Genomic DNA, 24,230 nt, shown 5'->3' with positions numbered 1-24,230 from the left:
TCTTGTCTTGAAACAGCAGGGCAGGGCTTAGACAAGCTCAGCCCGAACGGGAAGTAATCATGTCTTTGAACCAGAGCGGATGGCGTCCCGAAATGGGCAGCGGCAATGACGGTGCCGCGGTCGATACCTTCACCGGCAACCGCGCGCTGATGCTGGAAGAATCGCTGATCTTCGAAATCGGCTCGAACGACGTCACCGGCGTCGATTTTCCCGAAGGCGATGTGGTGGGATCGCGACTGGGCGATCTGTCGCGCACGTCTCCGATCGGCCTGCCGGGGCTGACCGAACCCGAAACGGTTCGTCATTATACGCGGCTCAGCCGCCAGAATTATGCCATCGACCTTGGCCTGTTCCCGCTGGGATCGTGCACGATGAAGCATAATCCGCGCCTCAACGAGCGGGTGGCGCGGCTGCCCGGTTTCGCCGACATCCACCCGTTGCAGCCGGTGGACAGCGTGCAAGGTGCGCTGGGGCTGATCCACGAACTTGCCGACTGGCTGGTGAAACTGACTGGCATGAATTCGGTCGCGATGAGCCCTAAGGCGGGGGCGCATGGCGAATTGTGCGGCATCCTTGCGATCCGGGCGGCGCTTGAAGCGCGCGGCGACGCGCGTCAGGTGGTGCTGGTGCCGGAAAGCGCGCACGGCACCAATCCGGCCACCGCCGCCTTTGCCGGGTACAAGGTGGAGGCTATTCCCGCGACGAAGGAAGGGCGCGTCGATCTGGAAAAAATCCGCGAACGGCTGGGGCCCGACGTTGCCTCGGTGATGATTACCAATCCCAATACCTGCGGCCTGTTCGAGCGCGACATGAAGGCGATTTCGGACGCGGTGCACGAAGCGGGCGCGTTCGTCTATTGCGACGGAGCGAATTTCAACGCGATCGTCGGCCGCGTGCGCCCCGGCGACCTTGGCGTCGATGCCATGCATATCAATCTGCACAAGACCTTTTCCACCCCGCATGGCGGTGGTGGTCCCGGCTCCGGCCCCGTGGTCTTTTCCGAAGCACTGACCCCGTTCGCGCCGCTGCCCTTTGTCGAAAAGCGCGACGACGGCTTCCATCTGGTCGAGGAAGAGACCGCGGACGAACATCACGCCCATTCGTTTGGCCGCATGGTCGCGTTCCACGGCCAGATGGGCATGTTCACCCGCGCGCTGAGCTATATCATGAGCCATGGCGCGGACGGATTGCGGCAGGTCGCCGAGGATGCGGTGCTCAACGCCAACTATATCCTGCGCAGTCTTGACGATGTGCTCCATGCGCCGTTCGGCAAGGGCCCGTGCATGCACGAGGCGCTGTTCGGCGATGCGGGAATCGCCGAGGGGCTGTCGACGCTCGACATCGCCAAGGCGCTGATCGACGAAGGCTTTCACCCGATGACCATGTACTTCCCGCTGGTCGTGCATGGCGCGATGCTGATCGAGCCGACCGAAACCGAATCGCGGGCGGATCTGGATCAGTTCATCGGCGCAGTGCGATCGGTGGTCGAACGCGCGAAGGCGGGGGATGAACGCCTGAAAGGCGCGCCCTATTACGCGCCGCGCCGCCGGCTCGACGAGACGCAGGCCGCGCGCAAGCCGGTGCTGGTGTGGAACGAACCGGAACCGGCGGCCGCCGCTGAATAGCGTTTCGCGCGGGGAACATTGCGCGCGCTGTTGCGTCCTAACGCGATGATCCCCGCGGCCTTTCCGTCATGACCCATCGCGAGCGCGAGCTGCGCGAAGGGAGGCTTTCCGACGAACCGCTGGACGCCGAAGCCGAAAAAAACGCGGCCGACCTGACCGAAGAGGAAGAGGTCGATGTCGAGGAGCGCCGCGCCCCGCCCGCCAAGGTGGTGCATGAGGCGATCCGGCGGCAGGGCATCGAAGAGCTGGAACGCCCCGCATCCTCGCTGATATGGTCGGGCGTCGCCGCCGGCGTTGCCATGGGGATGTCGGTCCTGTCCGAAGCGGTGCTGATGGAGCGCCTGCCCGAAAGCGCGTCACGCGAATTGCTGGCCAGCTTCGGCTATACGGTCGGTTTCATCATTGTCATCATGGGACGGTTACAACTTTTCACCGAAAGCACGATCACCGCGGTACTGCCGCTTGCCACTGCGCCAAGCTGGGCGAGTCTGGGACGAACCGCGCGGCTATGGCTGCTGGTGTTCGGCGCGAATATCATCGGCACCTTCGCCTTTGCCCTGTTCGAACATATCGGTGGTTTCGGCGGCGTCGAGATGCAGGCCGCGATTTCCAGCGTGAGCCATGCGGTGACCGAGCGCGACGCATGGGGCACGTTTCTGACCGGTATTCCAAGCGGATTCCTGCTCGCGGTCATCGTGTGGCTGATGCCCAGTTCCTCGGGACAGCGGATTTGGGTCATCATGCTGCTGACCTGGCTGATCGCCCTGGGTGGATTTTCGCATGTCATCGCCGGATCGTGCGAAACATGGGTGCTACTGCTCGACGGTTCCGTATCGCCAGGATGGGCGCTTGGCGGCTTCCTGTTTCCCGCGCTTTTCGGCAATGTCGCCGGCGGCACCGCGCTTTTCGCACTGCTCGCCCATGCGCAGGTGCGCCGCGAAATCCATCATTGACCGTTCGCAATTGCGCCCGGTTGTTATAGGCTGCCGCCATTCGTTGACCGAACGAACGGGGGATGGCCATGCACGGCGGTACGCACGAACCGAATATCTGGATCACCTATGGCATCACCGCGCTGGTGGTTCTGGCGGTGCTTGCCTTTCGCATGCGATCGATGAACCGTTTGCGCCCCTTGCGGCTGGAACGGCTATGGGTGCTTCCCGCCATTTATACCCTGATCGGTGCGATGGCGTTCGCTGGCCATCCGCCCTCGTCCGCTGGCTGGCTGTTCGCGCTGGTGGCGCTGGGGCTGGGGGCCGTACTGGGATGGCAGCGCGGCAAGATGATGCAGATCCATGTCGATCCCGAAACCCATGCGCTGAACCAGAAAGCCTCGCCAGCGGCTTTCCTGTTCATCGTTGCGTTGATCGTCGTGCGGCAGGCGGCGCGGATCGCGGTTGAGAGCGGGAGCGATATGCATGTCGATCCGCTGATAATCACCGACATCCTGATCGCCTTCGCCATCGGCATGTTTTCGGCGCAGCGGATTGAAATGTATCTGCGCGCCAAACGCCTGCTCGAAGCCGCGCGCGCCAGACATTGACGGGCGAAGCCGCGCCCTGGATCGTGTCTGAGGATGGCGGCGCGGTGCGCAAACATGCGCCCGCTACGCTGCGTAACCGCGAACCGATCGCGGATGTGCTGCCAGGCGTGCTGCCCGGAACCGGGCGCGTGCTTGAAGTGGCAAGCGGCAGCGGCGAACATTGCTCTTTTTTCGCGCAGCGTTTCGAGACATGCGAATGGCAGCCCAGCGATCCCGATCCGCAGGCGCTGGCATCGATTAAAAGCTGGTGCGCCGAACGGAATAATGCTCTTCCCCCGGTTGCGCTCGATGCTGCCGATACCGTCTGGCCAGTGGCGCGTGCCGACGCCATCGTCTGCATCAACATGACGCATATCGCGCCGTGGCAGGCGACGCTTGGCCTGATGGCGGGGGCGGGCAGGCTGCTCACGTCCGAAGCGCCGCTATATCTTTACGGGCCGTTCGTTCGCGATGGCGTGACGACCGCCGAATCGAATCGCGCCTTCGATGCGTCGCTGCGCGCGCGCGATTCGCGCTGGGGGTTGCGTCGGGTGGAGGATATCAGCGCGGCGGCGGGCGCGAACGCGCTGCATCTCGAGCGGGTGATCGAAATGCCCGCCAACAATCTGTCGCTGGTGTATCGGCGCGCTTAAATGGGCGTATCGCATTGCGATAGAAACGGTTTTTTGAATGTTTGGCGTTACCGGCGCCAGCTTCGATCTGACCGGCGTCACTTTCACGCTGCTGTCATGAGACTATTCATCGTGCGCTTGAGGCGATGGCGGTGCGGTGGCCTTCTGCCGGATCAGGAATTTCCGCCGCGTTGCCGTCCGATACGACACGCTCGCCGCCAACTTCCTGTCAGGCGTTGCTCACGTCCCCCGCGCTCGCCTTCTGGCTGTGATTGAGTCAACTCTGGCACGCTGCGTTTTGGGTCACGCAAAATCGCCATTTTCGGCGCGCATCCCTTCAGGGACGGTTCGCGTTCGCCGGAGAAAAGACCCGCCACGTCAGCAATCGGCCGAGGCGGGCCTTCGGATCAGCGGTTCAGAAAAAAGCCGTTGAGGATGCGAACGAATTCGTCCGGTTTTTCCAGGTTCACGACATGCGATGAATCGACCTTGATATATTTGCCGTGTTTGAGAAGCGACATGGCGTGATCGGCATCCTCCTTCGTCATTGCCCCGTTCAGAATGCCGTCGTCATCGATGGTGTAATTCGCCTGCATCAGCAGCACCGGGCAGCGGATTTTCGCCAGTGCCTCGGCATGATCGAAGCCCTTGTTCCAGCTTCCGTCGTAAAAGGCCGCGCCGAAACGCGGATCATATTGGTCCAGACCGCGGATGAGCATCCGGACGGTATCATCCTTGATGATCCGCAGTTCGACCGGCTTTCCGGGGTTCCGCTTGCGATACATCTGCACCGCGCGGGTAAGAAGAAACGGGGTGCCCGGGCCGACATTCTTCCGAAAGAAGGCGGCGTTGTTGTGAATCCAGTATAACAGGAAATCGTCAGGATGGTCCTGCGTCGCGGCGGTATGGCTGGTTTTGAAAGCCTTATCGGCGATCGTCTGTTTGATCCGCGGATATTCGGACGAAAACAGCGGCGGGTCCTCCAGCAGCGCGGCCCTGACCTGATCGGGCCGGTTCGCGGCAAGCCATGTGGCGAGCAGGCCTCCCGATGAATTGCCGGTCACGTAAACCGGTTTGCCGATTTTCTGTTTGATGAAATCGCTTAAATCAGCGCCGATCCGGTTCGCGGTCATCGGATAGTCGGCGGGCGTCCGGGTTTCGCCATGACCGGGATAGTCGATGTCATATACATGATAGGATTTGGCGAGCTGCGGCAGGACGCGGCTATAGCTGAACCAGTCGAGCAACTGCGCGTGCAGCAGGATAAGCGGGGGACCGTTATCCGGGCCTTCGGCATAGCTTAGCGTGATCGTGTTGACCCGCGCGGTCTTGCGAACATATCCCGCCGCCGCGACTTTCGCGTGATACGGATCGACATGCGATGGCTGCTTCCGCAAAAATGGGCCTGCCGCGACCGTTCCGGCCGTCAGCGCCGTCAGCCCCAGCACCGCGCCCATGGCGATACCCGTCTTTCGCCACTGCGGCCATGAACGGTCCTTGCGCATATGCTTCGATTTCAAAATTCGGCTCCTTGGTGTCGTGCCGCCGCTCCGCCATGCGATGCATGCGCTTCGCGTTCAGCAATGATGCGCTATATGTCGGCGCGAATTTTTCGCTTTGAAACTCGCTTTTCCCGACCGGAGCCATTTGACCATGGAGCAAAATCAGGAACCTGAAATCGCGCGGAAAAATCCGGTTCAGGCGCGTTCGAAGCAGACCGTCGAGACGATCCTCGAAGCGACTGCTCGGATTTTGGAGGAGGAGGGGGGCGAAAACCTCACCACAAATCATCTCGCGCGGCGGGCGGGCTTTTCGATCGGTACGATCTACCAGTATTTCCCGAACCGCGAAGCGATCGTGCTTGCGCTGATCGAACGACAGCGCGAAGCGACCTGGCGCCGGATCGAAACCGTGCTGGACGATGGTCGGTTCGACACCGCCGAAGCGAAGGTGCGGCAAATCGTGCGCATTCTGCACGAGGCGTTCAACGTCCACCGGATGCCCCAACGCCGTCTGGTTCGGGCGCTGCTGCAGCTGGCGATCGCGCAGGGCGTTCCGGCTCCGCCCGACAGGATAGGGCGTCTGCTGTTCGTTCTGGCGGCGCAGGCTTGCGAAACCGACAGGCGCCAACCCGACAAAGGCGAAGCGTTCGTGCTGACCCATTCGTTGTTCGAAACGCTGCGTCAGGCAACGCTGCAAAGCTCGCCTCTGCTCGGCACGGCGGGGTTTGAAGATGCGCTGGTGCGGCTTGTCTTCGGTTTTGTCCGCGAAAGCGCGACGCGCTGAACGCGGATCGGGTCGCGGCGCGCGCCGGAACCGGAACGCGCGGGCGTTTCCGGTCCGGCGCAGAAGCGTCTTCGCGCTCAGGCGGCCTGCTTGATCTCGACCAGCGTCAGCCCGAAGGTGAGGTCTTCTCCGGCGAGCGGATGGTTGGCGTCCGCCTTGATCGCTTCATCGCCTACTTCGGTGATGACCAGCGTCGCGGTCGATCCGTCCTGCTGCTGCGCGGATAGCGCCATGCCGGGCTGAGGGGCCGGGTCCTGCGGCAGGTTCGCGCGCGGAATTTCGATGATACGGTCTTCGTGACGCGGGCCGAACGCATCGGCTGCCGCGATTTTGACCGTCTGTTCCTCGCCCACCTTCATGCCGTCGAGTGCGGCCTCGATCTGCGGAAAAATCTGCGATCCGCCGATGGTGACGGTCTGCGGCCCTTCCTGCTGCGTGCCGCCGACAACGGTATCGTCGCTTTTGCGAACGACATAGTCGATAAGTACGGTGTCGCCATTCTTTGCTGTCTGCATATGGTTTCCTCTGATGGTTGGTTGCCGCGGCGCGGTGCGCCGGGCGGGCGGCGGCATCGTGAAAAAACCGCCGCCTCCCATAACGATGGGAAGGCGCGCCCGGTCATTCAATGCGAAGCTTGCAGGCAATTGATGCCGGGGCGAAGCAATCGCGCCTCTTCCCGCGTCGCGGCGAGCATGGCTGACCGACCTTGGCGTGATAGCAAGAAGCGCGGCAATAGGGCGGTCGGGCAACCGTTTTTACACGGGCAGGCGGGCAGGCATTTCACCAGGGCCGCCCCGTTCCAGCGAACGGCACGGCCCCGACCCAAGCCCCGCGCTCAAGTTGGTGTCAGGCGACCTGCGTTTCGGCGGACGCCGGTTCGTCGGCGTCGCGCAGCACATAGCCGCGACCCCAGACAGTTTCGATATAATTTTCGCCATCGGTCGCCATCGACAGCTTCTTGCGCAGCTTGCAGATGAAGACGTCGATGATTTTCAGTTCCGGTTCGTCCATCCCGCCATACAGGTGGTTGAGGAACATTTCCTTGGTCAGCGTCGTGCCCTTGCGAAGGCTCAGCAGTTCGAGCATCGCATATTCCTTGCCGGTCAGATGAACCCGCGCGCCGTCGACTTCAACTGTCTTGGCGTCCAGATTCACGGCCAGCTTACCGGTTTTGATCACCGACTGCGAATGGCCCTTGGACCGGCGCACCACCGCATGGATGCGCGCGATCAGTTCCTCGCGATGGAACGGCTTGGTGACATAATCGTCCGCGCCGAAGCCGAACGAGCGCACCTTGCTGTCCATTTCCGAAACGCCCGACAGGATCAGCACCGGCGTTTGCACCCGCGCGACGCGCAGTTTCTTCAGCACGTCATAGCCGTGCATGTCGGGCAGGTTCAGGTCGAGCAGGATGATGTCGTAATCATACAGCTTGCCGAGGTCCAAACCCTCTTCGCCCAGGTCGGTGGCGTAGACGTTGAACCCTTCGGTATTCAGCATCAGCTCGATTGCCTGCGCCGTCGTCGGTTCGTCTTCGATCAGCAATACGCGCATGGGTGTCCCCTGTTCCTTTGCCGGTAAGCCGGACGGTGCCGTCGGCGTGCATGCTCGGATTTAATTAACCTAAACAGGTATGAAGGCAAAAGGTTAATTTCCGACTAACCGCCTTAACTCCGCGAGTCGCGCCGTGTGGGAAGGTTAGCTAAACCTCTTCACCCAGTGTTTCCCGAAGGTAAAGGCTGCGTATTAAGGTATATAGGACAACCAATAGCGCGGCGGAGAAGAAAAGGCCGAAAATTCCGAATACTACCCCGATGCCCACGATCGCGAACAGTGTCACCGCGGGCGGAATCGCCACAACCCGCGCCTGAACGAAGGGCGTGATGAAGTTGGTCTGGACCAGGCGAACAACGGCATAGGTGACCAGCGATCCGACCAGCGGCCCCGTCCCCTGGGTCGCCGCCAGTCCCAGCGCGGGCAGCATCGCCGCAGTGGGGCCGACATAGGGAATGAACTCGCTGAGCCCCGCCAGCAGGCCAAGCGCGGCGGCGGACGGCACGCCGGATATCCACAGGCCGATACCGACCAGAACGCCCATCGACGTCATGCATATAAGCTGCGCGCGCAGCCAGAGGCGGAGCGTATCCGACGCATCGTTCAGCGCATCGGCAAAGGCGGGCCGTTTGCTTTTGGGGATGAGTAGCAGGAAGCCGCGCTTGTACAGATCGGGTTCGGAGGAAAGAAAGATCGCGCCTACGATCAGCAGGATGAAGTTCAGCACCATCTCCCCCGATCCGCTGACCAGCCCGCCGATATCCTGAGCGATCCGCGATCCGGCGAATGCCGCCTCGACCGCGGCGACGATCTTTGCACCCACCGGCGATTGCGACAGCGTCGTTTCGAACTGTTCGAGCAGGCCGGGCAGCGCCACGACAAGCTGATTGACCTGCTCTCCGAATTGCCACGCGACCAGCCAGACCAGAAAGGCGATCGCGAACAGGACGGTGAACATGCCCGCGGGAACGCAGGCGCGTCGCGGCAGGTGCAGCTTTTCATCATACAGGTCGGCGATGGCGTGAATGGTGATCGCGCCCAGCATCGATCCGAAACCCAGGATCAGAAGGTCGAGCGCGCGGTACAGCGCCACCGTCAGCCCCAGCAGCAACAGCAGCAATATGGCGCGCCGCAGAAAACGGGCGTCGGCCGTGTCGGGGGTGAGACGGTTCATCGGCCGGCCTCTTCGCGTGCGCGAAACCGTTCTGCAAGAAAATCCATGAGCAACGTAACGCGCGCCGGGCGCAAGGTTCCCGGTGGCGTCATCATATGCAGCGCGATCGGCCGCGTGTCCCACCCGGTGAGTACCGCTTCCAATGAGCCGTCATTCAGCAATTCGTCGACGATGAAATCGGGAAGGCGCGCAATGCCGAGGCCGCGCCGAAGCGCCGGAAGCATCGCCCGGCCGTTGTCGACGATCAGCGGACCTTCCACGCGGATCCCCGCTTCCTCGCCTTCCGGCCCGTAATATTGCCACAGATCGGGGCGCGACGTATTGGAATAGACGAAGCAGCGATGATCGGTCAGTTCGGACGGATGGCTTGGCCGGCCGTGGCGGTCGAGATAGGCGGGCGCTGCGACCGTGTGGATGCGGACAGGTGCCAGACGACGCGCGCGAAGGCTGCTGTCGGGAAGATCGGCGATCCGCAGGGCGATGTCGAACCCGTCCGCAACGATGTCGACCGTCGCGTCGGACAATTTCAGGTCGATATGGATTTGGGGATATTCGGCCAGAAAGTCGGCGATTGCCGGCGCAACCTGGCTGAGGCCGAAGGTCAGCGGTGCCGCGATGCGCACCGTGCCGCTGGGCGCGACGGCCGCCTGCCGCGCCTCTTCCTCCGCGCATTGCGCTTCGCCCAGAATGCGTTTCGCCCGCTCGGCAAGCGCCGCGCCGCTCTCGGTCAGCGTCAGTTTGCGGGATGTGCGGTGGAACAGATTGGTGCCCAACCGCTGCTCCAGCCTGGTTATCGCTTTCGACACGGTGGCTTTGGAAATTCCTATCGCCTGCGCAGCACCGCTGAACGATCGGTGCTCCACCACGCAGGCGAATATCGCCCAGCCTTCGAAATCAGGTAGTGACATGAAACGATCCGTTTCCAACGTTTCCGTTTACCGATCGATCATGCGTCCTATCTGTATCACAAGCAATCAAAGGCATCGTCATGATCGAAAAACGACCGTTCGAAAGTCTGGGCCATGCCGATCATGGCTGGCTGAACGCCAGACATCATTTTTCCTTTGCCGGGTATCATGATCCCGCGCGCATGGGCTGGGGCGCGATCCGGGTGTGGAACGATGACGAGATCGCGGCGGATAGCGGTTTCCCGCCACATCCGCATCGCGACATGGAAATCATAACCTATGTCCGCAGCGGCGCGATCACCCATCAGGATTCGATGGGCAACAAGGGCCGCACCGAAGCGGGCGATGTCCAGGTGATGAGCGCCGGAACCGGCGTTCGTCATGCCGAATATAATCTGGAGCGCGAAACCACGACGCTGTTCCAGATATGGATCGAGCCGCGTGAAAAGGGCGGCGCGCCGAGCTGGGGCGCGAAGCCTTTCCCGCGTGGCGACCGTTCGGGCCGTTTCGTAACGCTGGCGAGCGGCTTTGCCGAAGATGCGGATGCGCTGCGTATTCGCGCCGATGCCCGCGTCATGGGGGCGACGCTAAAAGCGGGCGAGCAGGTGACCCATAGTGTGGGCGAAGGACGGCACGCCTATCTGGTATCCGCAGCGGGCGCGGTAGCGATCAACGGCGAACGCTTTGCATCGCGCGACGGTGCGGCGCTTTCGGGCGGGGAAACGGTGACGATCGAGGCGCTGGAAGACGCCGAAATCGTGCTGGTCGATTCGGAATAAAAAGGAGCCTTTCAAATGACAAAGATTCTCGTGCTGTATTATTCCTCCTACGGCCATATCGAGCAGATGGCCGACGCCGTGGCCGAAGGTGTGCGCGGTGCAGGCGCGCAGGTCGACGTCATGCGCGTCCCCGAAACCGCGCCGCAGGAAGTCGTCGAAGCAGCGGGCTTTCGCACCGAATATGACCATAAGGTGCTGGAGGATGTGAACGCGCTGGCCGACTATGATTCGATCATCCTAGGCGCGCCCACCCGGTTCGGCCGGATGCCGAGCCAGATGGCGGCATTTCTCGACACCGCCGGCGGGCTTTGGGCGAAAGGAGCATTCAACGGCAAGGTTGGCGGCGCATTCACCTCAACCGCCAGCCAGCATGGCGGACAGGAAACGACGCTGTTTTCGATGATTACCAATCTGATGCATTTCGGCATGGTGGTCGTCGGCCTTGATTACGGGTTTCAGGAGCAGATGGGCGTCGATGCGGTGAAGGGCGGCTCTCCTTACGGCGCGACCACCATTGCCGATGGCGATGGCAGCCGCCAGCCGAGCGAGATCGAACTTGACGGTGCCCGGTATCAGGGCCGCCGCATCGCCGAAATGGCGGCGAAACTGGCGGGCTGAATCGATACCACAAAGCGCTATGACGGTGAGGGCGGGTGGCGTTTGCCGCCCGCCCTTCCTATTTGCCAGTCATGTTCGGCTTGTACCCAATCGCGGATTCGGTAGTTCGCGCCATCCTGCTGTCGCTGATCGGCATTGCTTGGATCGCCTCGCTGGTACGGCTTTTCGGTCTGCGCACGCTGACCAAGATGACTGCGATCGATCTCCTTGTCACGCTGGCGACAGCATCGCTTCTGGCGCAGATGATCGCATCGTCCAGTTGGCATGCTTTTATTCAATCGACGCTGGGCGCTGGAATGCTGACCGTGTGGCAATTCGTCTATGCGAAGCTGCGCCGCTCCACTGGGATGCGCGCTGCGCTGGAAAATCAGCCGCGCCTGTTGATGCGCAACGGCCAGTTTCTGGACGATGTGCTGACCGATGCACGGGTCAGCCGCAGCGACGTCATCGCGAAGCTGCGTGAGCATAATATCGCAGAGTATGAAAAGGTTGACGCCGTGGTGCTGGAAGTCACGGGGGATATTGCCGTGTTGAGCGGCCATGGAAAGGCAGCGGACCATATGCTGCAGGACGTTGCCAATATATGATCGAGGACAGCGTGCTTTTCATCGACGGAGAGGCAGTCGTGATCGACAAGCCGGCCGGACTTGCCGTCGACCGACCGCGCGACGGATCGCCTAGCGTCGAGGCGATGCTGGGCGACCTTACCTTTGGTTTTCAACGCCCCCCCAAACTGGTTCACCGGATAGACCGCGATACCTCGGGCTGCCTGTTACTGTCGCGCAATCCAAAGGCGCACAAGCGGTTTCATCAAGCGTTCGAGCAGGGGCAGGTAACCAAGCGCTATTTCGCCCTTCTGGACGGTGCGCCCCAAGAGGATTCCGGAACAATTGATCTGGCGCTGACCAAGGTGTCGAGCGCGGCGACGGGCTGGCGAATGCGCGGCGATGCAAAGGGCAAGGCGGCGCGCACCCGGTGGAAGGTGATCGAACGGCAACCGCATCGCGCGCTGGTCGCCTTCTATCCCGAAACGGGTCGCACCCATCAGATTCGCGTTCATGCCGCCGAAGGGCTTGGCATCCCGATCATGGGCGATCCCGTCTATGGCGCGGGCGGCGGGGCGATGATGCTTCATGCCGTTTCGCTGAGCCTGCCCCGACCAGGCAAGCCCGATATAAGCGCGCAGGCGCCCTGGCCCGAGCGGTTTACGCAGGTGGGGTTCGATCGTGGCTGACTTTGTGATTCCCGATGAGGCGATCGTTGACGAACGTTTCATCGCCGCGTCGGGGCCGGGCGGGCAGAATGTGAACAAGGTGGCGACGGCGGTTCAGCTTCGCGTCGACATATATCGATTGCGCTTGCCGCCCTTTGCCTATCACAAGCTGAAACAGCTTGCGGGTACGCGCCTTAATAGTGGCGGTGAACTGATCATCACCGCGCGGAAATTCCGCACGCAGGAAGCGAATCGCGAGGATGCGCGCCGCCGGCTGGCCGAACTGGTCGAAGAGGCGCATCAGCGCGATGCGCGGCGGATCAAGACGAAGCCAAGCCGCAATGCCAAGGCGAAACGCGTCGATTCGAAAAAGGCGCGGTCCAGGGTCAAACAGGCGCGCGGCCGCGTGCGCATGGATTGAGGCGAAAATGTACCAGTTCGATATTTCAAATGGCAGCAAGGCCGAGCTTTATCGCGATCTGGCGGCCGCGCTCGACGCGCTTACCGCCGACGAACCCGATGAAATCGCCAACATGGCCAATGCGGCGGCGCTGATCTGGCAATATCTGCCCGACCTCAATTGGGCTGGCTTTTATCGCATGGTCGATGGCGAACTGGTGCTTGGCCCGTTTCAGGGCAAGCCCGCCTGTATCCGGATCGCGCCGGGTAGCGGTGTATGCGGCGCCGCAGCTGAAACGCGCGAAACCCAGCTGGTGGAGGACGTGCACGCCTTTCCCGGCCACATCGCCTGCGATGCCGACAGCCGGTCCGAACTGGTCGTGCCGATCGTGGTGCAGGGCGCGCTGATCGGGGTACTCGACCTAGACAGCCCGCACGCTGCCCGGTTCGACGCCGGGGACGCCGCCGGATGCGAGGCATTGATGCGCATACTCGGCCCGCGCCTCGCTCAATTCGACTGATTTCGGCAAATCCCGATTCGGGACAAGGGCTTGCCGGTTTTCCGCCTGCGTTTCGGCACCGTCAGGGTTAAATTTCGTTAGGAAATTGCCCGATGGCTGAACCCGGCCGTGCAAAAGCCATGCGCGCGGCATCGAAAAGGAGACCGATCGCCCATGCGCATGATCGCGACGACCGCTATTGCCCTGGCCACCCTGCCGTTCGCGGCGGCCGCCCCGGTTTCCGCGCAGACATCTGGCGGCGCGTATCGCAATACGCCACCGCCGCTGCCGCATCAGAATGTTCCTGCCGGGATGCACCATGCGCAGCCGCGCTGGCATGACGATGGTCATGGACGGTGGGAAGGCGGTACGCGCGCGCCGGGTGGCTGGCAGGCGTATCGCCAGCCGGCTCGTGGCTGGCGCTTGCCCGATTACTGGCAGGCTCCGCGCTTTCACGTGCGTGATTATGGGTTTTGGGGGCTGACCACGCCGCCGCGCGGATATCACTGGATCCGCTATTATGACGATGCGCTTCTGGTCGATTCGTACGGACAGATTGCCGACTGGATGCGCAATATCGACTGGGATAGAGTCGCGGGCGAGGGGTATGGCTATTCCGACGCCTATGCGCCGGACGATTATGCCGAACCTTATCTCTATTCCGAAGCGCCGGTGCAGCCCGCCTGTCCGGGCAGCGGTTATGGCACGTCAGGTGGATGCGGCGCGGTGCAGGCCGTGACGGTGCAGCCGTCCTGCGGCTGCGTGCAGGGAGGGTACAGCTATTCCCAGGGCGTGATGTGGGTTCCGACGACGGTCGTTACGGTGACGCCTGCGGTGATGACCACGACCACGACGACCACCACAACGACCGAGGAGTGGGTTGAGGAAGTGGCCGCGCCCCAGCCCGTGGTGCAGTATGCCGCGCCTGGCAAGAAGCTGCTTCGCCGGCCAGTGCGGGGCAAACGCCTGCTGCGAAAATAAAAATCGGGGCGGACGGCGGTGGCTGGGCCTTGTACGGTCAGCTGAGGCGGTCGATCGCCTCACGATCCAGATCGCCGGGAATGATCATCACCGGAACGGGCAGCTTTCCCGCATCGACGCCGGCGAAATGGGTGACCAGCGGACCGGGCGAACCATCGGGTGCCGCGCCGAGCACCAGTGCCGCGATATCGGGATTCGCCGCGATCATGTCTCGAACGATCTTCGCCCCGTCGCCGCGCGAAACGTTGATCGACGGTTTCAGGCCCGATTCCTCCAGCAGCGTCCCCGCCGCCCCGGCGACCAACGCCTGCGCGCGCTGCATCGCCTCTTCCTCCATCGTCGCCATCACGCCGCCCCACTGGACGAATTCGGGCGCGGGGATCAGCGCGAGAATTTCTATCCCGCCGCCGGTCTTCACCGCGCGACGCGCGGCGAAGCGCATTGCGATCTCCGATTCCCTGCTTTCATCGATCACGACCAGATAGGTTCGCATGGATAAGTCTCTCCCGATGGGCGTTCAGTGACCCAGCGAAGACGTTCGTGCAAGCCCGATAGGCTTGACCGCGCCTCGCGTGGAGGGAATTAGGGGGACCATCCCCGGGAATCACGCTTCAGGACAGTTCATGGCGATTGAAATCAAGATGCCCGCACTTTCTCCGACGATGGAGGAGGGCACGCTGGCCAAATGGCTGGTGAAAGAAGGCGACACGGTCGATTCAGGCGATCTGCTTGCCGAAATCGAAACCGACAAGGCGACGATGGAGTTCGAGGCGGTCGATCCCGGCACCATCGCAAAGATCACGGTTCCCGAAGGAACCGACAATGTGAAGGTCGGCGCGGTCATCGCCATGCTGGCCGAAGAGGGTGAGGATGTCTCCGACGTCGAAGCCCCCGCCGCGTCGGACAAGGCGGCAACGCCCAAGCCCGAAAATGACGAAGGCAAGCCCGACCCGTCCGATCCCAATAAAACGGGTGACGAGGCGAAGCGCGCCGACCGCGATGCCGCGCAGGCCGAAGATCACGGCAAGCCTGCCGCTCCGAGCGCAAAAGCCGGTCCCGCACCGACGCAGGGTGAGCGTATCAAGGCCAGCCCGCTTGCGCGCCGGATCGCAAAGGAAAAGGGTATCGAGCTTTCGCAGGTTGAAGGCTCCGGCCCGTATGGTCGCATCATAAAGGCGGATGTCGAAGGTGCGAAACCGGGAGCGAAGGCCGCGCCTGCCGCCGAAGCCCCCGCAGCGGCGGCGTCCGCAGCCGCGCCGGCCGAACCGAAGGCGGTGTGGTATGATGAGACGATTCCGCACGAAGCGGAAAAACTTTCCAACATTCGCAAGACGATCGCGCGCCGCCTGACCGAGGCGAAGCAGACCGTCCCGCACATCTATCTGACCGTCGACATTCGCCTTGATGCGCTGCTCAAGCTGCGCGGCGAGTTGAACAAGGGGCTGGAATCGCGCGGGATCAAGCTGTCGGTGAACGACATGCTGATCAAGGCGCTGGGCGTCGCGCTTGCCGAAAGCCCGAAGTGCAACGTGACCTTCGCGGGCGACAAGCTGATCAAATATTCGCGGGCCGACGTGTCGGTGGCGGTGTCGACCCCGTCGGGTCTGATCACGCCGATTATCCGCGACGCGGCGAACAAGAGCCTGTCTTCGATCTCGACCGAGATCAAGGAACTGGCCGGTCGCGCCAAGGAAAACAAGCTGAAGCCTGAGGAATATCAGGGCGGCACGGCATCGCTGTCCAATATGGGCATGTTCGGCATCAAGCAGTTCGAAGCGGTCATTAATCCGCCGCAGGGCATGATCCTGGCGGTCGGCGCGGGTGAGAAGCGTCCGCACGTGATAGACGATGCGCTGCAGGTCGCAACGATGATGAGCGCCACCGGCAGCTTCGACCATCGCGCGATCGACGGCGCCGACGGCGCGGCCATGCTGAAGGTGTTCAAGGAACTGGTCGAATCGCCGCTCGGCATGATCGCCTGAACGAAAAGGGCAGGGAATGCGCGTTCTGATCGAGGTGCTGTACATCGTCGCGGGGCTTGCCGCGGTGGTGCTGCTGGGCTGGTTGTCGGCCTGGTCCTATCCGCTGGGGCGCCACGATATCTGGTTGGTGACGGGCGCGGCGGTCGTCGTGGTGGTATTGATGGGCGTCTGGCCGGTTATGCGCGCCTATCGCGCCGACCGGCTGGCGCTTGACGGAGCGGGCGGCAATGACTGATTCGGCGCAGCCGCCGGCACGCGATCCGGCGATCCGTGTGACCACCCAGCCCGCCGATACCAATCCGTACGGCGATATCTTCGGCGGCTGGCTGATGGGCCAGATGGACATGGCGGCGGGGCTGGTCGCCTCACGCCATTCCAAGGGGCGTGCCGTCACTGCCGCGGTCGACAGCATGCAGTTTCATCACCCCGTCTATGTCGGCGATGAAGTCAGCGTGTTCGCCGAACTGGTCCGGTCGGGCCGCACGTCGATGACCATCGAGGTCGAGGCATGGCGTCGCGACCGTTTCGGCGAAACCCATGAAAAGGTGACGCAGGCGAGCTTCGTCTTCGTCGCCATCGACGAGCAGGGCAAGCCGCGCGCCGTCGAAATGTAACTCATTCTTTCCCCAAGGAATCCATGATGGCTGATACTTACGACCTTATCGTTCTCGGTTCCGGCCCCGGCGGCTATGTCGCGGCGATCCGGGCGAGCCAGCTCGGCATGAAGGTGGCGATCGTCGAGCGCGAACGGCTTGGCGGCATCTGCCTCAATTGGGGCTGCATCCCGACCAAGGCGCTGCTGCGCACGTCCGAAATCTATCATTACATGACGCATGCTGCCGATTACGGGCTTAAGGCGGAAAATACCGGGTTCGACCTTACCAGGATCGTCGAGCGCAGCCGCAAGGTTTCGGGGCAGCTGAACGCAGGCGTCAAGGGTCTGATGAAGAAGCACAAGGTCGCGGTGCATGAAGGCGTCGGCAAGCTGACCGGCAAGGGCAAGCTGCAGGTGACCCAAGGCGACAAGACGGTCGATCTTCAGGCCAAGCACATCATCGTCGCGACCGGCGCGCGTGCCCGCGACCTGCCCTTCGCCAAGGCCGATGGCAAGCGCATCTGGACCTATCGCCACGCGATGGTGCCCGAAGAAATGCCGACCAAGCTGCTCGTAATCGGATCGGGCGCGATCGGTGTCGAATTCGCCAGCTTCTATTCGGACATGGGCGCCGACGTCACCATCGTCGAGATGCTACCGCGCATCCTGCCTGTCGAGGACGAGGAAGTGTCCGCCCACATGGATAAAACGCTGCAAAAGCAGGGCATGAAGATCATGACCGGCGCCGGCGTCGAGAAGCTGGAAACCGGCGCGAAATCGGTCAAGGCGACGATCAAGGGCAAGGATGGCAAGTCGGTCACCGAGGAATACAGCCATGTCATCGTCGCGATCGGTATCGTCCCCAATACCGAGAATATCGGTCTGGAGGACCTTGGCGTGAAGACCGATCGCGGGCATATCGTCACCGATGGCTATTCCCGCACCAATGTTGAGGGAATCTATGCGATCGGCGACGTGACGGGGCCGCCATGGCTTGCGCACAAGGCGAGCCATGAAGGCGTGGTCTGCGTCGAGGCAATTGCGGGCGAAAAGCCGCATCCGTTCGAGACGTGGAATATTCCGGGCTGCACCTATTCGCGCCCTCAGGTGGCGAGCGTAGGCCTGACCGAAGCCAAGGCCAAGGAAGCGGGCCATAAGGTGAAGGTCGGCAAATTCCCGTTCATCGGCAATGGCAAGGCAATCGCGCTGGGCGAGGCGGACGGCTTCATCAAAACGATCTTTGACGAAAAGACCGGCGAATTGCTGGGCGCGCACATGATCGGTGCCGAAGTGACCGAACTGATTCAGGGCTATGTCGCCGCACGCCAGCTGGAAACGACCGAGGCGGAGCTGATGGAAACAGTCTTCCCACACCCCACGCTGTCGGAAATGATGCACGAAAGCGTGCTTGGCGCCTATGGCCGCGCGATCCATATCTGATTGATTTGCACGCCATCGCCGGGTGCTTCGAACCCCGGCCGACCCGTCCTGGAGGGAACAGGGCGCGGCGGCCGGCGTTCGTGTCGCGGAAAAGCGTTAGGAGTGCTTTATGAAACGGATTATCCCTTCGGCCGCGTTACTGCCGGCTTTTGCCCTGTTGGCGGCGTGCGGCGGCAACAATGCCTCGACCGATAACATGGCGATGATGTCGAACGACACGATGGCCAACGACATGATGGCCGACGATATGGGCGGCAACGGCATGATGGCGAACGGCGCGATGAGCGCAGCCGATATGACGCCGCAGCAATTCGCCGACACGGTTGCGCAAAGCGATGCGTTTGAAATCCAGTCGGCCAAGATCGCCCAGACCAAGGCGACAAGCCAAGATCTTAAAGATTTCGCTGCAAAGATGATCACCGATCATGGCAAGTCGACTGCGGACCTGAAAACCGCTGCGACAAAGGTGGATGGCGTGACGCCCGACGCCGCACTGCCACCCGAATTGCAGAGCAAGATCGACGCGCTCAACGCGGCGAGCGGCGATTCGTTTGACGATCTTTACAAGAGCCAGCAGCGCGAGGCGCATCAGAATGCGCTGAACCTGCTTCAGGACTATGCCGACAATGGCAGCGCCGATCCGTTCAAGGATTTCGCGTCCAAGACCGCGTCGGTGGTCAAATCGCATCTCGAACTGATCGAAAATCTGTAATCGAACCTCGCCCGTCGCCATGCGCGGCGGGCAGTTCTTTCGCGCAAGGGACGTGAAGCCAGCGCATCCCGCTTGTTGCGCGACGCCACTGAACCGGTGGCTCAGCGATATCGCAGGTGAATACGGCCAAGGCGTAGCCAATCGATCGGATTGAGCAGCATCCCATGGCGATTATCGTTCGCCGCCTCACGGGGCCCGGACCGGATCAGCCGCAACGTAGCCCAGGCAAGTGCAGGCGCTCCCCAATGCGGCCCGCCCGCGAGAACCGCGACAAGCGCAGCTGCAATCAGCAACGGCGTCAGAAGATCGCGCGAGCGCGTAACGCGTGCGATTGATAGCGGCAGCGCGGCGGCGGCGAGCACGAAATGCGCGGCCGGAAGCGTAAGCGCCAGCGCAAGCGCGACCAATGCGCCGCTTCGCAGCGGATCATGACGCGCCGCATTCCTTCCGGCCATCTCCAGCACCAGCGCCGCCACCGCACCGATCGCCAGCAGAACACTGAACGGCAGTAGCAAGGACATGTCCGGTGCGGCATATCGCTTCACCGCCCACAGCCCCGGTGCGGGGAGGGCGGGAAGCGCCGCTTCGGCCGCAAGCACCGCCAGAGCAAGCGCGAGCGCAATGTATTTCCACCGCGCGTCGGGTCGGGCGTGAAGGGCTATGGCATTCATAGTCCCACTATAGCCGGTGAAGCTTGATCCCGGCTGTACCGCACCCCAGATTAAGCGTCGCGGCGGGCATTGACCGTTTCTGCCGGCCCCGCTATAGGCCCCCGCGTCTGCAGGATATGCGACCGGACGAATCCCGCCCGCGGCGCCCCTGCCAGTCAAAGAGCAGAACGTTGTTGGAGACGAAGACCCGGGGGGTCATTGGCCGCCGGGGGCTTTTTGTATTGCACGACTAGGGCTCCAGCAAAGTAACCGCCGGGACTTCCGGCAAGATAAGGTGAAGGGCTTCATGCCGACGATTAACCAGTTGGTCCGCAAGGGCCGCGAACCGCAGAAGGCCAAGAGCAAGGTCCCTGCGATGGAACAGAATCCGCAAAAGCGCGGCGTTTGCACTCGCGTCTATACGACGACCCCGAAAAAGCCGAACTCGGCGCTTCGCAAGGTCGCCAAGGTTCGCCTGACGAACCAGCGCGAAGTCATCAGCTATATCCCCGGTGAGGGCCACAACCTGCAGGAGCACTCGGTGGTGCTGATCCGCGGCGGACGTGTGCGCGACCTTCCCGGTGTGCGCTATCATGTGCTGCGCGGCGTTCTCGATACGCAGGGCGTGAAGGACCGCAAGCAGTCGCGTTCGAAATACGGCGCGAAGCGTCCGAAGTAATACAGCCAAAGTAAGCGCCGGACAGGGCGTCCGTCATCATGACGGGGCTCCTTAGGGTTCCGGGTAAGCTGAATTAGTCCAAGGAAACAGAAATGGCTCGTCGTCGTCGTCCCGAAAAACGGGAAATCCTGCCTGATCCGAAGTTCGGAGATATCGTTCTTTCCAAGTTCATGAACTCGGTCATGCTGGACGGTAAGAAATCCACTGCGGAGCGCATCGTCTATGGCGCGCTCGATACGGTCGAAGCGCGCGCGAAGAAGGAGCCGCTCGGCGTGTTCCACGAAGCGCTGAACAACATCAAGCCGGGCATCGAGGTCCGCAGCCGCCGCGTCGGCGGTGCGACTTATCAGGTCCCGGTCGAGGTTCGCCCCGAACGCGCCCAGGCGCTGGCGATCCGCTGGCTGATCAGCGCATCGCGCGCCCGCAGCGAACACACCATGGCCGCCCGCTTGTCGGGCGAACTGCTCGACGCATCGAATAATCGCGGCAACGCGGTGAAGAAGCGTGAAGATACCCACCGGATGGCCGAGGCGAACCGCGCCTTCAGCCATTATCGCTGGTAGTTTTTAACTGATCGCCGGGGACGACTTTCCCGGCACCGGAGTTTTTCCAAGATGGCTCGTAAAGAACCGCTCGACACGTATCGCAACATCGGCATCATGGCGCACATCGATGCCGGCAAGACGACGACGACGGAGCGTATCCTGTTCTACACCGGCAAGTCGTACAAGATCGGCGAGGTGCATGAAGGTACCGCGACGATGGACTGGATGGAGCAGGAGCAGGAGCGCGGGATCACGATCACGTCGGCCGCCACGACCTGTTTCTGGAACGACCATCGCATCAACATCATCGACACGCCCGGCCACGTCGACTTCACCATTGAAGTCGAACGTTCGCTGCGTGTGCTCGACGGTGCGGTCGCCTGCTTCGACGGCGTTGCCGGCGTCGAGCCGCAGTCGGAAACGGTGTGGCGTCAGGCGGACAAGTACAAGGTTCCGCGGATGTGCTTCATCAATAAGCTCGACCGCACGGGCGCCGACTTCAAATATTGCGTTCAGTCGATCATCGATCGCCTGGGCGCGACACCTGCCGTCCTGTATCTGCCGATCGGCATGGAGAGCAATCTTCAGGGGCTGGTCGACTTGGTCGAGATGCGCGGCATCATCTGGGAATCGGAAGGGTTGGGCGCGAAGTTCAACTATGTCGACATTCCCGACGACATGAAGGACGAAGCCGCCGAATATCGCGAAAAGCTGGTCGAACTTGCCGTCGAGCAGGACGACGAGGCGATGGAAGCGTATCTGGAAGGCAATGAACCCGATGTCGCGACGCTGAAGAAGCTGATCCGCAAGGGAACGCTGGAGCACGCATTCGTGCCGGTACTGTGCGGTTCGGCCTTCAAGAACAAGGGCGTTCAGCCGCTGCTCGACGCGATCGTCGATTATCTGCCCAGCCCGGTCGATGTTCCGGCGATCAAGGGCGTGCTGCCCGACAGCGATGAAGAAGCGACCCGTCCGTCGTCGGACGACGAGCCGTTCTCGGCACTGGCGTTCAAGATCATGAACGACCCGTTTGTCGGCACGCTGACCTTCACCCGCATCTATTCGGGCAAGCTCACCAAGGGGTCGTATCTGAACTCGGTGAAGGACAAGAAGGAAAAGGTCGGCCGTATGCTCCTGATGCACGCGAACTCGCGTGAGGACATCGAGGAAGCATTTGCCGGCGACATCGTCGCGATCGCGGGTCTGAAGGAAACGACGACCGGTGACACGTTGTGCGATCCCAACAAGCCGATCATCCTCGAACGGATGGAATTTCCCGAGCCGGTGATTGAACTGTCTGTGGAGCCCAAGACCAAGGCCGACCAGGAAAAGATGGGCGTCGCGCTCAACCGCCTGGCAGCTGAGGATCCCTCGTTCCGCGTATCGACCGACCATGAATCGGGCCAGACGATCATCAAGGGGATGGGCGAGCTTCACCTCGACATTCTGGTCGATCGCATGAAGCGCGAATTCAAGGTCGAGGCGAATGTCGGCGCGCCGCAGGTGGCGTATCGCGAATATCTGGCCAAGCCGGTCGAGCTGACCTACACGCACAAGAAACAGTCGGGTGGTTCGGGCCAGTTCGGCGAGGTCAAGGTCAAGGTCGTGCCGGGCGAGCGCGGATCGGGCTATCAGTTCTTCGACGAGATCAAGGGCGGCAACATCCCGCGCGAATATATCCCGTCGGTCGAAAAGGGCATGCGCGAGGCGGCCGAGAGCGGCCACCTGATCGGTTTCCCGATCATCGACTTCGAAGTTCACCTGACTGACGGCAAGTATCACGACGTCGACTCTTCGGCGCTGGCGTTCGAGATCGCGGCCCGCGGCGCGATGCGTGAAGTGGCGCAGAAAGCCGGCATCAAGCTGCTTGAGCCGGTGATGAAGGTGGAAGTGATCACGCCCGAGGATTATCTCGGCGACGTGATCGGCGACATGAACTCGCGTCGCGGCCAGATTCAGGGCACCGAGGCCCGCGGTAACGCTCAGGCGGTCATCGCCAACGTTCCGCTGGCCAACATGTTCGGATATGTGAACGAGCTTCGTTCGTTCACGCAGGGCCGCGCGCAGTACACGATGCAGTTCTCGCATTACGACGAAGTGCCGCAGAACGTCGCCGACGAAGTGAAGGCGAAGCTGGCGTAATTGGAAAAGGCTCGCTATGGGCGCGCTTCGCGCTGCTTCAGGCGATTCGAAATAGCGTAGAATCAGAAGGTAGGAAAAAATGGCGAAAGCAAAGTTCGAGCGGTCGAAACCGCACCTGAACATCGGCACCATCGGTCACGTCGACCATGGCAAGACGTCGCTGACGGCGGCGATCACCAAGGTCCTGGCCGAAACCGGCGGCGCGACGTTCACCGATTACGCGAACATCGACAAGGCGCCCGAAGAGCGTGAGCGCGGTATCACCATTTCGACCGCGCACGTCGAATATGAAACCGAAAAGCGCCACTATGCGCATGTCGACTGCCCCGGCCACGCCGACTATGTGAAGAACATGATCACCGGCGCGGCGCAGATGGACGGCGCGATCCTGGTGGTTTCGGCTGCTGACGGCCCGATGCCGCAGACCCGTGAGCACATCCTGCTTGCCCGTCAGGTCGGCGTGCCCGCGATGGTCGTGTTCATGAACAAGGTCGATCAGGTCGACGACGAGGAACTGCTCGAACTGGTCGAGTTGGAAATTCGCGAACTGCTCAGCTCGTACGAATTCCCGGGCGACGATATTCCGATCGTTAAGGGTTCGGCGCTGGCCGCGCTGGAAGACAGCAACGAGGAAATCGGCAAGAAGGCCGTTCTCGAGCTGATGAAGCAGGTCGATGCCTATATCCCTGAGCCGGAGCGTCCGCTCGACAAGCCGTTCATGATGCCGATCGAAGACGTGTTCTCGATCTCGGGTCGCGGTACGGTTGTTACCGGCCGTATTGAAACCGGCGTCATCAAGGTTGGCGAGGAAGTCGAGATCGTCGGCATCACCGACACCCGCAAGACCACCGTCACCGGCGTGGAAATGTTCCGCAAGCTGCTCGACGAAGGCCATGCGGGCGACAATGTCGGCGCGCTGCTGCGCGGCGTTGCGCGTGACGATGTCGAGCGCGGTCAGGTTCTGGCCAAGCCGGGTTCGATCACCCCGCACACCGAGTTCAAATCGGAAGTGTACGTTCTGTCGAAGGACGAAGGCGGCCGTCACACGCCGTTCTTCGCGAACTATCGTCCGCAGTTCTACTTCCGGACGACCGACGTCACCGGCACCGTCGAACTGCCCGAGGGCACCGAGATGGTCATGCCCGGCGATAACGTCGCGCTCGGCGTCAAGCTGATCGCGCCGATCGCGATGGACGTCGGCCAGCGCTTCACGATCCGCGAAGGCGGCCGCACCGTCGGCGCCGGCGTCGTGAGCGGCATCGACAAGTAATCCGACACCCGGAAGGGTGAAGGA

Annotated in this window: 28 protein-coding genes; 21 read left to right on the top strand and 7 right to left on the bottom strand. The window is 62.1% G+C overall.

The genetic code is table 11. The annotated features are described in order from the left end of the window. Positions 1 to 59 precede the first annotated feature (59 nt). From gcvPB to KY084_RS11435, 4 genes are all read left to right on the top strand, one after another. Entirely contained in the window at positions 60 to 1,625 is a 1,566-nt protein-coding gene (gcvPB, locus tag KY084_RS11450) for an aminomethyl-transferring glycine dehydrogenase subunit GcvPB (protein ID WP_219238608.1), read from the top strand. Positions 1,626 to 1,693: 68 nt separating this feature from the next. Then, positions 1,694 to 2,578, top strand: a complete 885-nt coding sequence (locus KY084_RS11445) for a formate/nitrite transporter family protein (RefSeq protein ID WP_219238607.1) — start codon at positions 1,694 to 1,696, stop codon at positions 2,576 to 2,578. 62 nt (positions 2,579 to 2,640) lie between these two features. Then, the gene (locus KY084_RS11440) at positions 2,641 to 3,168 is read left to right on the top strand and encodes a CcdC protein domain-containing protein (RefSeq protein ID WP_246587065.1); all 528 of its coding nucleotides are present in this window, start codon (positions 2,641 to 2,643) and stop codon (positions 3,166 to 3,168) included. Continuing rightward, a complete protein-coding gene (locus KY084_RS11435) occupies positions 3,165 to 3,800 on the top strand; it encodes a DUF938 domain-containing protein (RefSeq protein ID WP_219238606.1) in 636 nt (211 codons plus the stop codon). Before KY084_RS11440 ends, KY084_RS11435 begins: the two co-directional genes overlap by 4 nt. 386 nt (positions 3,801 to 4,186) lie before the next feature. Here the strand turns inward: KY084_RS11435 and KY084_RS11430 are convergent, their stop codons facing one another. Then, positions 4,187 to 5,299, bottom strand: a complete 1,113-nt coding sequence (locus KY084_RS11430; protein ID WP_219238605.1) for an alpha/beta fold hydrolase — start codon at positions 5,297 to 5,299, stop codon at positions 4,187 to 4,189. Between the two features lie 133 nt (positions 5,300 to 5,432). On the opposite strand from KY084_RS11430, the gene KY084_RS11425 reads away from it, so the two are divergent. Further along, complete coding sequence (locus KY084_RS11425; protein ID WP_219238604.1) at positions 5,433 to 6,065, top strand: TetR/AcrR family transcriptional regulator; 633 nt, start codon at positions 5,433 to 5,435, stop codon at positions 6,063 to 6,065. Positions 6,066 to 6,142: 77 nt separating this feature from the next. On the opposite strand, the gene KY084_RS11420 is transcribed toward KY084_RS11425, so the two are convergent. The 4 genes from KY084_RS11420 to KY084_RS11405 all read right to left on the bottom strand — a co-directional run bounded on the left by KY084_RS11420 (position 6,143) and on the right by KY084_RS11405 (position 9,701). After that, complete coding sequence (locus KY084_RS11420; protein ID WP_219238603.1) at positions 6,143 to 6,580, bottom strand: FKBP-type peptidyl-prolyl cis-trans isomerase; 438 nt, start codon at positions 6,578 to 6,580, stop codon at positions 6,143 to 6,145. Between the two features lie 331 nt (positions 6,581 to 6,911). Beyond that, positions 6,912 to 7,619: a response regulator transcription factor CtrA gene (gene ctrA / locus KY084_RS11415; protein ID WP_219238602.1), complete on the bottom strand. Its 708-nt coding sequence runs from the start codon at positions 7,617 to 7,619 to the stop codon at positions 6,912 to 6,914. A gap of 148 nt (positions 7,620 to 7,767) precedes the next feature. Beyond that, positions 7,768 to 8,793, bottom strand: coding sequence for an AI-2E family transporter (locus tag KY084_RS11410; protein WP_219238601.1), 1,026 nt, complete (start codon positions 8,791 to 8,793; stop codon positions 7,768 to 7,770). Then, positions 8,790 to 9,701, bottom strand: a complete 912-nt coding sequence (locus KY084_RS11405) for a LysR family transcriptional regulator (protein WP_219238600.1) — start codon at positions 9,699 to 9,701, stop codon at positions 8,790 to 8,792. Before KY084_RS11405 ends, KY084_RS11410 begins: the two co-directional genes overlap by 4 nt. An 80-nt stretch (positions 9,702 to 9,781) precedes the next feature. Here KY084_RS11405 and KY084_RS11400 point away from each other — a divergent pair, with 80 nt between their 5' ends. From KY084_RS11400 to KY084_RS11370, 7 genes are all read left to right on the top strand, one after another. Further along, on the top strand, positions 9,782 to 10,480 hold the full coding sequence (locus tag KY084_RS11400) for a pirin family protein (RefSeq protein ID WP_219238599.1): 699 nt from the start codon (positions 9,782 to 9,784) through the stop codon (positions 10,478 to 10,480). 15 nt (positions 10,481 to 10,495) lie between these two features. Beyond that, complete coding sequence (gene wrbA / locus KY084_RS11395) at positions 10,496 to 11,098, top strand: NAD(P)H:quinone oxidoreductase (RefSeq protein ID WP_219238598.1); 603 nt, start codon at positions 10,496 to 10,498, stop codon at positions 11,096 to 11,098. A gap of 71 nt (positions 11,099 to 11,169) precedes the next feature. Then, positions 11,170 to 11,685, top strand: a complete 516-nt coding sequence (locus KY084_RS11390; protein WP_219238597.1) for a DUF421 domain-containing protein — start codon at positions 11,170 to 11,172, stop codon at positions 11,683 to 11,685. Further along, complete coding sequence (locus KY084_RS11385) at positions 11,682 to 12,332, top strand: RluA family pseudouridine synthase (RefSeq protein WP_219238596.1); 651 nt, start codon at positions 11,682 to 11,684, stop codon at positions 12,330 to 12,332. Before KY084_RS11390 ends, KY084_RS11385 begins: the two co-directional genes overlap by 4 nt. Next, positions 12,325 to 12,732, top strand: a complete 408-nt coding sequence (arfB, locus tag KY084_RS11380; protein ID WP_219238595.1) for an alternative ribosome rescue aminoacyl-tRNA hydrolase ArfB — start codon at positions 12,325 to 12,327, stop codon at positions 12,730 to 12,732. Before KY084_RS11385 ends, arfB begins: the two co-directional genes overlap by 8 nt. Positions 12,733 to 12,739: 7 nt before the next feature. Next, positions 12,740 to 13,231 (top strand): GAF domain-containing protein, encoded by a 492-nt coding sequence (locus KY084_RS11375; protein ID WP_219238594.1) that lies wholly within the window; start codon positions 12,740 to 12,742, stop codon positions 13,229 to 13,231. 153 nt (positions 13,232 to 13,384) lie between these two features. Then, on the top strand, positions 13,385 to 14,191 hold the full coding sequence (locus KY084_RS11370) for an RcnB family protein (RefSeq protein ID WP_219238593.1): 807 nt from the start codon (positions 13,385 to 13,387) through the stop codon (positions 14,189 to 14,191). A gap of 37 nt (positions 14,192 to 14,228) precedes the next feature. Here the strand turns inward: KY084_RS11370 and KY084_RS11365 are convergent, their stop codons facing one another. Continuing rightward, positions 14,229 to 14,684: a universal stress protein gene (locus KY084_RS11365; protein WP_219238592.1), complete on the bottom strand. Its 456-nt coding sequence runs from the start codon at positions 14,682 to 14,684 to the stop codon at positions 14,229 to 14,231. Between the two features lie 130 nt (positions 14,685 to 14,814). On the opposite strand from KY084_RS11365, the gene KY084_RS11360 reads away from it, so the two are divergent. From KY084_RS11360 to KY084_RS11340, 5 genes are all read left to right on the top strand, one after another. Next, positions 14,815 to 16,173, top strand: a complete 1,359-nt coding sequence (locus tag KY084_RS11360) for a pyruvate dehydrogenase complex dihydrolipoamide acetyltransferase (protein ID WP_219238591.1) — start codon at positions 14,815 to 14,817, stop codon at positions 16,171 to 16,173. Between the two features lie 16 nt (positions 16,174 to 16,189). Then, a complete protein-coding gene (locus tag KY084_RS11355) occupies positions 16,190 to 16,408 on the top strand; it encodes a hypothetical protein (RefSeq protein ID WP_219238590.1) in 219 nt (72 codons plus the stop codon). After that, positions 16,401 to 16,787: an acyl-CoA thioesterase gene (locus KY084_RS11350; RefSeq protein WP_219238589.1), complete on the top strand. Its 387-nt coding sequence runs from the start codon at positions 16,401 to 16,403 to the stop codon at positions 16,785 to 16,787. Before KY084_RS11355 ends, KY084_RS11350 begins: the two co-directional genes overlap by 8 nt. 26 nt (positions 16,788 to 16,813) lie before the next feature. Beyond that, positions 16,814 to 18,208, top strand: coding sequence for a dihydrolipoyl dehydrogenase (gene lpdA, locus KY084_RS11345; protein ID WP_219238688.1), 1,395 nt, complete (start codon positions 16,814 to 16,816; stop codon positions 18,206 to 18,208). A gap of 109 nt (positions 18,209 to 18,317) precedes the next feature. Beyond that, complete coding sequence (locus KY084_RS11340; RefSeq protein ID WP_219238588.1) at positions 18,318 to 18,920, top strand: DUF4142 domain-containing protein; 603 nt, start codon at positions 18,318 to 18,320, stop codon at positions 18,918 to 18,920. 101 nt (positions 18,921 to 19,021) lie between these two features. On the opposite strand, the gene KY084_RS11335 is transcribed toward KY084_RS11340, so the two are convergent. Beyond that, a complete protein-coding gene (locus KY084_RS11335; protein WP_219238587.1) occupies positions 19,022 to 19,591 on the bottom strand; it encodes a hypothetical protein in 570 nt (189 codons plus the stop codon). Positions 19,592 to 19,877: 286 nt separating this feature from the next. Here KY084_RS11335 and rpsL point away from each other — a divergent pair, with 286 nt between their 5' ends. The 4 genes from rpsL to tuf all read left to right on the top strand — a co-directional run bounded on the left by rpsL (position 19,878) and on the right by tuf (position 24,206). After that, a complete protein-coding gene (gene rpsL / locus KY084_RS11330) occupies positions 19,878 to 20,249 on the top strand; it encodes a 30S ribosomal protein S12 (RefSeq protein WP_019831557.1) in 372 nt (123 codons plus the stop codon). 92 nt (positions 20,250 to 20,341) lie between these two features. After that, a complete protein-coding gene (gene rpsG / locus KY084_RS11325; protein WP_219238586.1) occupies positions 20,342 to 20,812 on the top strand; it encodes a 30S ribosomal protein S7 in 471 nt (156 codons plus the stop codon). A 51-nt stretch (positions 20,813 to 20,863) separates the two neighbouring features. Further along, complete coding sequence (fusA, locus tag KY084_RS11320) at positions 20,864 to 22,936, top strand: elongation factor G (RefSeq protein WP_219238585.1); 2,073 nt, start codon at positions 20,864 to 20,866, stop codon at positions 22,934 to 22,936. A 79-nt stretch (positions 22,937 to 23,015) separates the two neighbouring features. Then, positions 23,016 to 24,206: an elongation factor Tu gene (gene tuf, locus KY084_RS11315; RefSeq protein ID WP_219238584.1), complete on the top strand. Its 1,191-nt coding sequence runs from the start codon at positions 23,016 to 23,018 to the stop codon at positions 24,204 to 24,206. The last annotated feature ends 24 nt before the right edge of the window (positions 24,207 to 24,230 follow it).

This window comes from Stakelama flava, from assembly GCF_019351405.1.
GTDB classification, from domain to species: domain Bacteria; phylum Pseudomonadota; class Alphaproteobacteria; order Sphingomonadales; family Sphingomonadaceae; genus Sphingomonas; species Sphingomonas flava_A.
This window is presented reverse-complemented; position numbering and strand designations above follow the sequence as displayed.